General features: G+C 67.8%; 9 protein-coding genes and 2 pseudogenes. 3 read left to right on the forward strand and 8 right to left on the reverse strand.

The window, feature by feature from the left end; genetic code table 11:
• Positions 1-681 precede the first annotated feature (681 nt).
• The 6 genes and pseudogenes from OG811_RS00400 to OG811_RS00425 form a co-directional block, all read right to left on the reverse strand.
• Positions 682-1,425: pseudogene (locus OG811_RS00400) on the reverse strand (transposase family protein); the annotation flags it as partial.
• Positions 1,426-1,552: 127 nt separating this feature from the next.
• Entirely contained in the window at positions 1,553-2,059 is a 507-nt protein-coding gene (locus tag OG811_RS00405; protein WP_406071243.1) for a DUF4913 domain-containing protein, read from the reverse strand.
• A complete protein-coding gene (locus tag OG811_RS00410) occupies positions 2,056-3,201 on the reverse strand; it encodes a hypothetical protein (RefSeq protein WP_406071245.1) in 1,146 nt (381 codons plus the stop codon). Before OG811_RS00410 ends, OG811_RS00405 begins: the two co-directional genes overlap by 4 nt.
• A gap of 19 nt (positions 3,202-3,220) precedes the next feature.
• A complete protein-coding gene (locus tag OG811_RS00415) occupies positions 3,221-4,657 on the reverse strand; it encodes a relaxase (RefSeq protein ID WP_406071247.1) in 1,437 nt (478 codons plus the stop codon).
• The gene (locus OG811_RS00420) at positions 4,654-5,070 is read right to left on the reverse strand and encodes a hypothetical protein (protein WP_406071248.1); all 417 of its coding nucleotides are present in this window, start codon (positions 5,068-5,070) and stop codon (positions 4,654-4,656) included. The genes OG811_RS00415 and OG811_RS00420 overlap by 4 nt, the downstream gene beginning before the upstream one ends.
• Positions 5,071-5,817: 747 nt before the next feature.
• A pseudogene (locus OG811_RS00425) lies at positions 5,818-7,249 on the reverse strand (IS1380 family transposase).
• A gap of 419 nt (positions 7,250-7,668) precedes the next feature.
• On the opposite strand from OG811_RS00425, the gene OG811_RS00430 reads away from it, so the two are divergent.
• Positions 7,669-8,145 (forward strand): GNAT family N-acetyltransferase, encoded by a 477-nt coding sequence (locus OG811_RS00430; RefSeq protein ID WP_406071250.1) that lies wholly within the window; start codon positions 7,669-7,671, stop codon positions 8,143-8,145.
• A gap of 392 nt (positions 8,146-8,537) precedes the next feature.
• Here the strand turns inward: OG811_RS00430 and OG811_RS00435 are convergent, their stop codons facing one another.
• On the reverse strand, positions 8,538-8,699 hold the full coding sequence (locus tag OG811_RS00435) for a hypothetical protein (RefSeq protein ID WP_406071252.1): 162 nt from the start codon (positions 8,697-8,699) through the stop codon (positions 8,538-8,540).
• Positions 8,700-8,739: 40 nt separating this feature from the next.
• Positions 8,740-9,795 carry a hypothetical protein gene (locus OG811_RS00440; RefSeq protein WP_406071253.1) on the reverse strand — a complete coding sequence of 352 codons (1,056 nt, stop codon included), beginning with the start codon at positions 9,793-9,795 and terminating at the stop codon, positions 8,740-8,742.
• Between the two features lie 407 nt (positions 9,796-10,202).
• Here OG811_RS00440 and OG811_RS00445 point away from each other — a divergent pair, with 407 nt between their 5' ends.
• Both OG811_RS00445 and OG811_RS00450 read left to right on the forward strand, forming a co-directional pair.
• Positions 10,203-10,472, forward strand: a complete 270-nt coding sequence (locus tag OG811_RS00445) for a hypothetical protein (RefSeq protein ID WP_406071254.1) — start codon at positions 10,203-10,205, stop codon at positions 10,470-10,472.
• 8 nt (positions 10,473-10,480) lie between these two features.
• Positions 10,481-12,685, forward strand: coding sequence for a hypothetical protein (locus tag OG811_RS00450; RefSeq protein ID WP_406071255.1), 2,205 nt, complete (start codon positions 10,481-10,483; stop codon positions 12,683-12,685).
• Positions 12,686-12,957 lie beyond the last annotated feature (272 nt).

Here is a 12,957-nt window from a genome sequence, read left to right on the forward strand (position 1 = left end):
GGAAAGAGTTGAGGTGCGGCTACGGCCAGCGTGGGTCGTGCGGCTGAGCGCGGACTGGAGACGACTGTCGTAGCCGGCATAGAACCCGAGCAGCAGGACCCGCCGGACCGCAGCACGCGGGGGAACTCAGCGAGGACCGTGGCCGGGGACGTGGATGAGGGAGAACCAGGCGAGCAGTCCGGTCAGGCAGTATCGGCCAGTGCGCGTCATGGAGCCAACCTCGAAGCGAAGACCCGGATGGTCCCGTCGGGCAACGTGGATCATCGCGGGGAACAGATCGACGCCAAACGCGTCCAAGCCGAGGCCGTGCAGGTGGGCGGGTGATCCGGCCGGGACCGGCGTCCGACGTCGGAGGCCAGCCCATTTCGCGGGGCGTGGACCAGTTCGGCGAGGAGCGCAAGGATGCCCGGCTGGAACGGCTCACTCGCGAGCGCGTCTCGCAGCAGGTCGGCCTGACTGACCGCCACCGTTTCGTAGGATGTCCAGGTGTCGTCGAGCCACCCACGAACGCACAGGCACTGCAGAATAGCCCTCGCTCGGCCAGCGGCGTCGGTCTGGCCACCACCATGATCGATCTACGTGACCGCTCATGCTTCCGACAGGTGCCCGCTCCACTCCCGCATGCCAAACCCACATCCGCTCATAGCCGCGATCCGCGCGCGTCCATCCGATCTGCCGGAACAAGATGGCCTGCATGATCGCGGTCGCTCGGCGTGGGCAGCAGCGCAGCTTGACCAGGATCTTCCAGGTCTTGAGTGTGGCGATCGCGCGCTCGCCGCGGGCGCGGATCTTCGCGTGGGCCCGGTTGACGGCCTTCTGCCGGCGTGACAGCTTCGGCCGGAAGCGGTGCCGCTTGAACGGGGTGCGCACGCTGCCGGGGGCACCTTGATAGCCCTTGTCCGCGAAGGTCATCACGTCGGCGCTGGTCAGGGCGTCGATGATGCCGTGGGTGCGGGCGGCGGTCAGGTCGTGCGTCGAGCCGGGCAGCGCGGCCGAGGCCCAGACGAGACGCCCGGCCGCGTCGGCGATGACCTGCACGTTCACTCCGTGACGCTTGTGCTTTCCGGAGTAGTACGGCTTCTGGTTGGCGACCCGGTCGATCGGGATCAGAGTGCCGTCGAGGATTGCGTAGGCGAGCAGCCGGATCCTGGTCATGGCCGTGGCTAGGTCGTCGGCGGTCGCGGCGAGCAGGTCGATGGCCTCGCGGACATAACGCCAGGCCGTCGTGACGCCGATCTCGAATCCGGCGGCCAGGCAGGTCAGGGTGTCGCCGTTGCGCAGGTGGGCCAGGGCGAGCAGGGCTTGCCGGCCGGGGTCGAGGCGTCGCCACCGGGACCGTCGCTGCTGGCGGCGGGTTCGGATGAGGGCGGCGAGGTGGTTCAGGCTGCGGGTGGACAACGGAATCGCGGCAGGGTAAGACAGCACAGCGAGGCTCCCGGTTGGGGCATCTGATCTTGGTCGATTGCTGTCTTACCGGGAGCCTCGTCCTACATGGACACCGGCCTCCCGCACCGCCCGTGACCCGCACCGTCACGATGAAAATGGCTCAATGTCAGTCCCACCAGCTCCACCAGCTTTCTGGCGCGGGCTGCGTCGGCATCTCAGGCAACGAACGGTGCCGGTGCTCGCCGAGATCGCCGCCGACCGCACAGTCGCGGAATGGTCCGTCGTCGCCGTACAGGATGGGTAGTTGGTGGTCGAGTTCTCTTAGCCAGGGCAGCATGCCGGTCATCTGTAGGCGGGCTTGTTCCCAGCCGTACCACAGGGCCGTCAGCCGGGTGACCGCTTCGTCGTGGCGCCACCATTGCTCGCACCAGTGCCAGCGGGTCATGCCTACCTCGCCGACCGGGCGCGGGAAGGTCGGCAGCAGGTAGGTGGTCACCCACTGCTCGACCGTCGAGTACAGCGGCGCCTGATCGTCCCCGTCGCCACCGTGGGCGCGTTCCGCTCGGGCCTGCTGCAGGTCCGCAACCTGCGCCGCCAGACTCGCCAGCTCAGCAGCGAGCTCGTCGAGTTGAATAGCGTCAGTGCGGGTTCGTTGCGACGTGGTGGCTGTCATCGTGTCCTGCCCCGCATCGGCACCGCGGTGACCGTTGCCGCGGGTTGCTTCCCGGCGACCGCGGGGTTGACCTGGGCTACGCGAAGCTTCGGGAAGGCCTGCACCCAAGCCGGCGTCGCGAGCGCGTCAGCGCGGTAGACGGCACCAGCGGTGCTGGCGGTGTGATCGGCATTGTCGTCGTGGAGCACGCTCGCCGGCTGCCCGGCTGCGTGCTCGTCGGCCGGGGTACGGGGATTGTCAACGGTCCCGCCGGCGCGGACTCCTTCGCCGCGCTCGGTAGCCGCTTTGCTCTGCAGGTCGCGGGCCAGGGCCTCCTCCACGTGGCTCCGCGCGAGGCGGATCGCCTCGACCGGCTGTCGGTCGGCGTGGTCGGCCCTGATGGCCTGGTTCATCTCTGCGGCGAGGTCGCGGAGCAGCTGCACCGGTTCGCCGGCGGGGAGTTTCCCAGTGGCGCGCCACTGGCGCTGCAACTCGTCGAGAGCCTCCGGCCGGACGTACTCAGCCAGCTTCATCGCCTCCTGCCTAACCACGGCGTCGAAGTCGTCGACCACCGCACGACCACCGGGTGGCAGCGCAGCTGGACCGTCAGGGGCGATCCCCCGCCGGTCTGGTGTGCCGCCGTGCGCGCGAGCTCCGCCGTGCTGGCGGTCCGCTGCGCGGGCGTCGCGCTCCCACACCTCCCGAGCGGCGGTACGCATGGCCTCAGGGATCGGTGCTCCCGCCTGCCGGTGGCGTTCGTAGGCGGCCATCAGGTCCGGGCGGATCTGCCGCAGCCGTTGCTCGGCGAACTCGGCCGCCCGCTGGGCTACCGGGTCGCTGCTGGCGTGGATCGTCGCAGTACGCCAGACAGCGGCGGCCTCAGCGAAAGTGGCCTTGTTGACCAGCCAACCACCGTCCAGCGACGCCGCCATCCGCTCCCGGTCCGCCCGTACCTTCGCTGCCAGCCGGTCGGCTTCGCGCCGGGCTGTCGCGGCGGCCTGTTCGCGGTGGGCCTCACGTTCCCGTTCGGCGGCCTTGTTCTGGATGCCGACGGCGGCCCACCGGGCGCCGGCCTCGCCGACGGTCGCCGTCGTCGCCAGCCCTTGCAGGAACTGTTGGCGGGTCTCGGCCATCGGGTCCTCGTGTTGCTGCGGGTGCGCCACGTGCACCTCCCTTGCCTGTTCAGCGGCCGCGCGCGGTACGCCGGCCGACTCCCACTGTCAGTGCGGGTGTTGACGTCGGAGTTAGCGGCAGCGTTACCGCCCGTTGCCGGCCACCCGCTACCAACCGCAGTGCGTCGGCTGCGACCCGGGCCGCCTCGGCCTGATGCAGGCGTTGCTGTGCGTTCCGCAACTGCTCGAGGGTGTCGGCGAGCCGGGCCAGGTCCATGACCAGCGCGAGGGCTGCGATCGTGTCGTCGTCGCCGGAGATGCGACCCATGAGCGCTACCAGGCGCGACATGGCGCGCATCTCCTGGGAGCGGCTGGTGGATTTCTGGACCCGGCCGTATAGGTCCCGTGCGGCCCGGTCGAACACCTCGGCTGCCCGGTGCAGCGGCCCGCGCCGGTCACCTTCCACCGTTTGGGCCAGGCTGGTGAGCAGGTCCGCTGCGGCGACCGCGGTGGCCTGAGCCCGTCCGGGTGCGGCGTGAGCGTCGCGGCGGATGTCGTCGGCGGCCACGGTGACCGCCTTGGCGGCCTGACGCATCGCGTCGACCCGTTCGGCCTGGCCAGCCGTCATTGACACCAGCGGCGTGGGGGTGCCCCACCGCTGCCGCAGCTTCGGCAGGGTCATGTCGGGCGCCAATCGGCCCCCGCTGAAGTACACCGGTTGCCCGCCGGCGGTGCGTGCGCCGGGGAGCGCCACCGCGTACCCGGTGATCTGCCGGGGATCGGTGCTGCTGCGCCGCAGCCGGACCAGGATCCCTGCTTCGCGTAGCCGGGCGAAGAACTCATCCTGCGACCCGGCCGCAGCCACGGCCGTGCGTACCAGCCGGCGCAGCTCGTCCCGGGGCGTCTGGGCGCGGCCGGTGCGGCGGGCTTTGCTGAGCTCGGCGGGGTGGGGGCGGCGGTGGGCGGTGCGGTCAGTTGGTGGGACCCGGCGGTGCAGGTTGTAGCGGCGGGCGACGTTGTAGGTGGCCTTGACGCAGCGCGGGTAGTCGTTGCGCAGCCAGTTGGTACGGCCGTCCTCGCGCACCAGCGTGGCGACGATGTGTACGTGGTCGTCGGCGTGGCGCATGGCGATCCACCGCAGGCCCGGGTCGGTGGCGGTGGTGGCGACGCCGACCTCGGTGAGCATCTGCACCGCCATGTTCGCCCAGGTCGTGTCACTGATACTGCGATGCCGATCCTCGGGGGCAAGCCGCATGCTGGCGTGCCAGACGAACTTGGTCGGCGGGCGGTAGCCGGCGCGGACTGGCTGCTCCAGCATCGCCGTCAGCGCCCGGAGGTCCCGCTTACCGCTGGCGGTGACCTTCGGTTCCAGATGAGTAAGGGGGCCTGCGCCGTCCCAGGCAGCCACCAAGCGCGGGTTGACGTGCTCCTCGGCCTTGCCGGGGCCCCACAGGTAACGCAGCAGCCCGCCAACCCGCGAGCCCCGCCGGTGCACCCGCGTGATCACCGCAGCTTCCTGTCGATCCGGGAAATCACCTCATCAAGCCGGGCCACCGCCGCCACGCATAGCCGGACGGCCTCGGCGGCCCAGTCGGGCAATTGGCCGGTGGCGTTAAACGCCGCAGCAGCCTGATTGACGTTGTTACCGAACATCACCACGGCACGGCGAGCAGCGAACAACTCGTGCTGCAGATCGCGTAAATCCCCGGTCGCGGCACCGGGTGCCTGCGCCGCAGACGCGGCGGCGACTGCGGCCTTCGCCGCGTAACCGGTCGCGGTCAGCTGCGCGATCGCCGCCGCTGCGTCGATGGCGGCCTTCTCCTCGTCGGACAACCTCAGCAACACCGCATGCGGCCGGCCCGGCCGATTGTGCGCACGGTGCCGGGCGGGGCGGGGCGGGGCGGGCTGCTCACTGTCCATTGACGCCACTGTGCGCCCCCGGCGTTGCCGCCGACGTCAGCGCCAGCAGCTACCAGCGTCGGCCAGGCCGACGCCGCGGGGCATAGCCGGTCCCACCATTGCCGATTTGCGACCGCGCCCGGTCGCAGATCGATAAGCAATGGCCATATCTTGCTGCCGCCGCGTTGGGCATCTGATGTCAGCGCCGAGCGGCGCCAGCCTGCGTGGGCGCTTGATAGAGGTTCCGAGCTGCGGGTGTCCGCGGGGGTCGCCGCGAAGTCCGCATCCCGCATGCTGCTCGCCACCACAGCCGGCATGGCCTGGCAGCGCAATAGCCGATCGGGTGACCTGCCGCCGAGAGCTACGGACGCGCCTGTACCGCGCTCGGCAGCGGCAGCTTAGAACTGTTGATCTCCCTGGTCAAAGCGCGCGGATCAACACCCGGCTTGCCCGGGGCTTAGCACAGGAACGTGCCGATCTGGCAGCTCTCCGTCCTCCCGGCCGTGCCCGGGGTACTGCCGCTGCACTCCGGCCGACGGACGCCCTTCTTCAAGAGGCTGGTCTCGTCGGCGATCAGGACACCGTCCGCCGTCCCGAGACGGGCCGCCACGTATTCCCGTTAGCCTCGGTCTTTCACTTGAACGTCAGCCCATAGCTGCTATTCGATGAATACGATTCGCGTGGTTGATGGTGTTTTGTTGGCATGTTGAGGGCCCGGCGCGGGGCCGGGTTCCTCCGTGCTGCTGGTCGAGGTGTGAGTTGTCAGGGTCAGCCGGTGGGGCGGGGTAGTGCCGTGAGGTTGCTGAATGCGCTGGTCAGGGCATCGGTCCAGGGCCAGTCGGCGGCGATGGCGAGGCGGGTCCGTCGGGCGGTGCGGGTGATCCGGGCCGGGACGTGCAGCAGCCGGTAACGCAGCTTCTTCGGTTCGGCTTTGGCGAGGTCGCCGTCCAGGAGCAGGGCCTGGGTCTAGACGAGTAGGTCGATGCCGGTCAGCGCGAGTTGGAGCCAGGCCTGGTTGATCGCGAAGACCCGGGACGGGAATCGGCCGAAGCCGGTGGTCTTGCCGGTGCGGATGCGGTCTTCGACGCGGGGCGTGTGCCCGGTGCCGGGCCTCCAGGTGTTGGATGCTGCCGTTGCCGGCCGGGGTGTCGGTGGCCACGACTTGGTGCCGCCAGCCTTCGATGGTGTCGAACAAGCTCAGTTGGGCGCCGGGGTGCGGGCGTTCCCTGCGGACCAGGAACCGGGTGCCCTCCGGCCAGCCGGCGGCGTCGAACAGGCCGGTGATCTCGCAAACCTCGGCGTGTTCCCGGAGTTCACCGTCGGTGTCGAGGGCGGGGACCCAGCCGGTCGCGGCCCGGATCGCTTCCCGTACTGGTTCGGTGATCGCGGCGCCGACACTGAATCGGATGTCGAGGTGCCGGTCGCACAAGGACCGGATGTGGGCGAGGAAGCCGTGGCTGGATCCGGCCGAATCGGCGCGGAGCAGGATCGGGGTCCCGTGCCGGTGGGCTTCGGGAATCTGGGCGAGGGCTTGGTCGAGGACGGTGATGTGGTCGGTGGTGGTGTTGTTGGATCCGGCCCGGCCTTCGCGCAGCAGGCCGGCGAGGGCTTCGCCGGTGTTGTCCAGGAAGCACAGCAGCGGGTGGAACCCGAACGTCTTCTTCCAGGTACGGGTCGCTGACTCCTTCTCGGAGTGGCAGATCACGATGGTCGCGTCGATGTCCAGGACCAGGCCGTCGACCGGCTGGCCGGCCACCATCGGTTGCGGCAGGTCGCCGCGGACCTCGGCATGCTGGGCCCAGGCGACCTCACGGGCGTGTGCCCGTGCACCACGCAGCTCGGCCAGCACCGCTTCGTCGAGCTGCGATAACAGCCGCCACGCGGTCGGGTCAGACGCGACCGCCCCGAACAGGGCCTGCTGGTTTCGCAGTACCGCCAGGTCAGCGATGGCGTCACCGCCGTCGGCGATCATCACGGCAAGGTCGACCGCGATCCGGCCCGGGTCGTGCCCGCTCTGCCGCTGCCGCAGCCCTGCGAGAGCTCGGCTGAATGCGCTGGTCAGACCAGTCACATCGGCGAGATCGGCGAGTAGTCGGGCACCGGCGTGACCGACCACGCCCCGCCCGTCCCCGGTCACCATGATCTTCGGACGTGTTCGGGTAATCTTCACCCAGCAAGTGCCTCCCGTGACGGGTTGCATAGGACTCTCGACAAGCCCTATTTTCCCTGATCAGAAGGCACTTCTTCGTTTCAGCCCACTCCTTGGACAGCCCTTAACGAAGGGCCGAGGTGAGTCGTCGCGGACCAGGTTCGGATCCCGGGCCGAGCTCTGCAGGAAGTCCTGCAACCAATGCAGCGAGCGGAGCCCGGACGCCTCGGTTCACGTCCAGCCGTTTCTCCGCTCCAACGGCGTCAACAACCCCCGGACTGACGCTTGGGCGTACCGACACGGCTCCACACGAGAGAACCGACCCGCGAAACACGCAAGCAGATCCTCCAGCCCGGACCGCCACTCTCTGGGCGGTGACCCGTGCTGTCGGTGCGGCCTCCGGTGGTGCCACCGACCGGTTGCACCGGCTCGGCCGCGCGTGGTCCACTTAAAGGGTGTGCGCAACTCGCGTGGAACCTCTTCAAGAGACCGACCGGCCGGCTCTGTGCCGGATGCTGGAGGAGTCAGACGACTTTCCTCAGCGCCTGTTGTATCTCTACCGACGCAGGAGGAGCAATCACTACTGGACCTTCATTGCCTGGCGTGGCGACAAGGTCGACGGCGTGCTGACCGGATCATTTGACTCAGACTTCGCCGAAGGCGGGGCTTTCGATTCATTCGAGCTTCCGCCGGCGCCTCACGCATTCCTTGAAAGAGTTCACGTGCGCGAATCTGCAAGGGCTATGGGTGTTGGACGAGCCTTGATCGAGATGTACGCGAACGAGGCTTCAGCGCGTGGATGCTCGTTCATTGGCGGATCGATTGACCTTTCGTCGGAGCCGACAGCAAGGAAGGCCTTCTTCGAAGGGCTCGGGTTCGCTGTCAGCGGATTGGAAAACTTCGGCGCTCACCCAACCGACGTTCTTGTGACCATCGCGAACCGCTGAGAACAGTCACTTGCCCCAGGTCCACTCCAGGTACTGCGGCCGCACCACGACTCCCTACTATTGGATAGGTCTCGGCGAGCCGCTCGGCCGCGCGGACGCCCCTCGTCATTCCAGCTGGCGGCATCCTCACATCCGTGATCACCGCCATGTCGGGCCGGTACTCATCGGCAGCCGCTGCCCACGACTTTGTGGCTGGCCAACTCCAGAAGACGTGGACCGCGGCCTTCACCGATGCGTCTCCCCGAAAATCGGTGCTGAGTGAACGCTCATCGGCAGGACCGCTCGCGGAGTACCGCCACGACGCGTCACGTAACATTGGCGGAGTCTCGTCAGCGCTCGGTCACCACAGGATGCGGCGGCGACGCAGACGGAACGCGGCATGAGCGCGGCGATCAATCAGATCCGTCATGCTGCCTGAGCCATTGGGACACCGCCGCGAGGTCGGTGCCAGTGAGTCCCAGGTACGGATCGACGCGGTGCAGCAGCGCCGGGCGCGGGTGGTGGGCGTCGACCCATTCCTGGTCGGCGTCGGTGGTCTCGTCGTCGAGCCACACGAACGGATTCTATCGATGAATCGGGGCAGGCCCACCCGGACTATGCCTCGCCTGGCTCTTGAGTCTGAATCTGCCGGGGTAGCTGGCCCGTGTGCTCGGCATCCCACTCGGCGAGGACTTTCGTGACGAGATGGTCGAGGACAGGCCGGATCGCATCGTCCGGGAGGTCATCGATGTCGAGCCGGGCGATCAAGGCCTTGTACATCGCCCGTAAATGTTCTTCCCGGTCATCCGGCGCATCGTCGGGTCCGACACGAGACAGGTATGCGCGCGTCTCCTCGGCCTGCTTCAAGGTGGTCACGAGGTCAGCAAGGCGCAGTCTTCGTGCCATCCCCTTGCTGATGGTGACCAACAGCGGCGGAAGTACCCGCTGGGCGTGTTCTCCGCTGTACCGGACGAACAACTCCGCCGGCTCCGCGATCTGGTTCGCGAGAGCCCCAGCCAGCAGGCCGACGCAGGCGTCGGTCAGCCGGACCGGCGCCCGGCGAGCCCACGAGTTCGCGGGCTTGGCCGAGTAGCGGTACTTGGCAGTGACATGCCGCAGCAGTGCCGAACCGCTCGCGTGGGTGAAGTACTGCGACGCCGGCCGATACGCCGTGTCGTACAGGTGGATCGCGAGCGTGGCGCCGGTCCGGGAGTCGATCTGCTCGGTCATCGACCGTACGTCGGGAAGTTTGCGCGGTTCGCCGAGAGCACGCACCGCCTCTCGGATCACCGAGTCGGGGATGATCCCAGTGCTCGACATGAAGGTCAGCAACGTCGGCGCGACCTTGATCTCGGATTCGCGGAGCTTGCGGGCGGCGTTGGGGTCGTGCAGGCACCACAGCCCGACGATGCAGGTCTCCATCGCGGTGCGCGCCAGCAGCGGCGCCGACTCCCGCTGATGTGTCTGCACCGCCCGGCGCGTCGCGCGCTGCAACGCCAGCAGCCTCAGCAACGCCAACCGGGCGTAGCCTTCGCCGGTGACTGCCGCTTCGTCACGCGGCCACGGCTCGCGGGTGGCGAGGGCGCGGGCGCGGCGTCGGACCTGTACGCGCCGGGGCAGGTCGGGGTAGGGCAGCACACCACGAAGGACGATTCGGGCGAGCGTGAACAAGGCGGCTCTCACGGTCCGGAATCATCGCAGGTCTTCTCGCCCTGAACTTCGGGTTTTCTGAGGGCAACTGGTGGCATGACGTGGGACAGGCTTTGCTGCTCGACTGCTGGAACTTCGCCTAAACGCACCAACATCGTTCGGGATGACCGCGATGTCTCAACTTGCCGCCAACGCGCACTTCGCGGCAGAAGAGTTCGCTTACGGCATCATCCGCGTTTCGGGGTTGCCTCGTGGCCAGCCCAGACCAGCCGCGTCGACCATAATGGCTGGTGCCCGGTGACTGTCCTTTCTGGGTCAAACCGACGGGTGGGTCGACCGGTTGCACAGGGAGGCTGTTTTCGTCCGGGGTCAACACCGTCATCCGTCCGTGTGACGCTCCGGAGCCGATGTCGTGCGATCCTTCGAGCGTGCTTCAAGTCATCACGGGGATGTACTTCGGCGACGTTGCGCTGAACGAGACGGAGCATCGGCGGACCATCTACACTAACGTGGATTTCTCCGAGGTCGGGCCGGTTGACATGCCGGTGTCCTACGAGTGTGACCGCGACCTACTCGTCCGCTCCCACTCGCGGCGGACCGACACGGATGTCGCGAAGTACCGCCGAGTGAAGAGCGCGGCCAGCAGCGACGGCTGGCGCTCTTCGCGGAGACCGACTGACCTTGATCAGCACCTATGATGATTCCCGTGAATCAGGGCACCGGCGAGACCGTCCTCCTGCGACTGCTGCGGCTGGCATTCGAAGAGATCGCCGGCGGTGAGCCGGTCGTCGTGGCCGCGGACTCGGGTCCTCAGCTATCGCACGGATGGCAATCGCGTTCGGGAACCTCTCCTGCAGATCTGGCGAGCCTCGTAACAAGTCTGCTTCCGGATGGCCCGGTGCTGCTGATCCCGTCATGGGCGCGCCACATCACGCCAGAAAGATCGCAGAATGCGTACGAAGCCACGGTGCTCGACATTCAGCCCACAAGCTCCGAATCCATCGTGGCCGTGGTCCTGCCCGGCGGTGCGCTGGCAACCGATCGGGGCGAAGCGTTCCGGGAACAGATCGGCCGGTTCTGGCAACCGGTGCTCGTGCTCTATGCGGATGTCGTTCCTGACGGCTCGCGCGCAGGACTTTCGCTGGCGACGGTCTTCCTGGCGGTGCGCTCCTCAGGCCCGAAGCCGCTGAGGTTCTTCCGGATCCCACCGCAGGAGGACGAGCAAGCGGTGTCCAAAGACTTCACCGCCCTACTCAGGCGCAGAGGCGGCACCGGCGCCTTCGGCTATGTGCTGGCCGAGCAACCCGGTGCGGGCAGAAGGCTCTCCTTCGACCTCAACCACCCCGACACCACCAAGCGGTGGAAAGAGCTGGGTGTGTGGGGAACACCAGTGCCGCTGGGCGACCTCTTCAAGACTCCGCTTCCCGGGGTGATACCGGGCCGAGACAGCCCTCCGACCTATAACGAGCCACAGCCGCAAACCGTGCGTGTCCTATCAGGCCGTGACGTGAGACGTGACGGCACGCTGGCAGTGCCGGATGACTCGTCGCGTTATGCCGAGGTGCCGCCGGAGAAACAGTTGAAGGCCGGGGACATCGTTTTGCCCCGGATATTCTCGGAGATGGTTGGCCGCAACATCGCAGTAGCCGAGGTGACCGAGGATGATCTGCCCCTAGCGGCGAGCGCCAGCGTCGTGATCCTCCGGGAAGCGACGCCTTTGAGCGGACCCCAGCGACTGATGGCCCTGCTCTTCCTGCGAGCCTCGCCGTTGGTGCGCACATACCTCGATCGCTTGGGGGGCAATGTTCAAATCCGCACGCCGACCTTCCGTCGCGTTCCTGTCCCACAGCCGGATGAGACGCTGACAGCCACCCTCGAAGGCCTCGAAGCCGCGCGAGACCGATTGCAGCAATGGCACAACGAGTCTGAAGGGCTGCTGAGCTCGGTCTTCCACGACGAGAACGCTGCCGACGCCAGACGGCGTATCATGCAGTCCGGCCGGCTGCTGCGAATGCGCGCCGACGCCGCCGGCCTCCTGGACGACTTCAGCCACCAGGTACGAACCCGCTACCCGCACCCCGTTGCCTACCGCTGGAGCAGGGCACAGGTCCTGCTCTCAAACGGCGCCGACGGGTCGGCGTACGACGCCATCCTGGAAGCGGCTGAGGTCCTGCTCTGCTATTGCGCGCTCGTCGCCCTGGCACTCGCTCAGGAAGCCGGCCTGCGGATCGGCGCCCTCGCCGACCTCCGCAAGCGCCTGTCCCGCGGAGGCACGAACGGTCCCGGTTTCGGGGACTGGACGGCGATCCTCCAGGAAGTCGCGACAGGGAAGGCGTTCAGAAATCTGGACGGCGGCGATCACCTGACGGAGTTCCGTGACGCCTTCACGGGCACCGAGGTGATCGCGGCACGCCAAGCCCTGGCGCTTCGCCGTAACGATGAGGCGCACCTGCGCGGGGTCGAGGTCGAGGATCTGCCCGACGCCATCGCCGAAGCCCAGGCCGACCTGACCACCCTTTTGCAACGGGCGTCGTTCCTTGCCGATCTTCCCCTCGTCCATGTCAATCGCGTTCGCTGGGACTCTCTCCGCAAGGTCGCACGGGTGGAGTTCGAGGAACTGACCGGAGACAACGTGCTGGTCCCGGTGCGGGAGCGGACCTACGGGTCTAGTGACCTGGAGGCCGGAAGCCTCTACCTGGCGACCGAAGACGGCCGTCTGCATCTGCTTCGCCCGTTCCTTATCCGCCAGCGATGCGCGAAGTGCCGCGGCTGGGAGACACTCCACATCGATAGCGTGCCGCACGTTGCCACCGTCCAGATCAAGAGTCTGGAACGCGGCCACACCATTCAGGATCCGCAACTGTGGGACGCCTTCGAGCATGTCGGGCTCGTCGAGCGGCCGGGCAGCTGAGCCCCGGCCGCCCGCCGGCGATCCCTGAGACATAATCGATCCTTGATCGACGACAGCGCGAGCGGCAAGCACAGGCCACTGGGCGAAGGGCAGGCCGGCCGGACAGTTGTGGGTCGCGCCGTAGGCGTCGTCACCGGCGACCCATTAGCATGGCGTTCATGGCTGCCGCGGGGCGATAGACACCGGCTCTCCCGTGCCGGAACCGGCAGATCAACCGGGTGCTGCACATCATGGCCACGGTCCAGCTGCGTGACCCCACCGAAGGACGCGCC

It is taken from the genome of Micromonospora sp. NBC_01638 (genome assembly GCF_045209745.1).
Lineage (GTDB): Bacteria > Actinomycetota > Actinomycetes > Mycobacteriales > Micromonosporaceae > Micromonospora.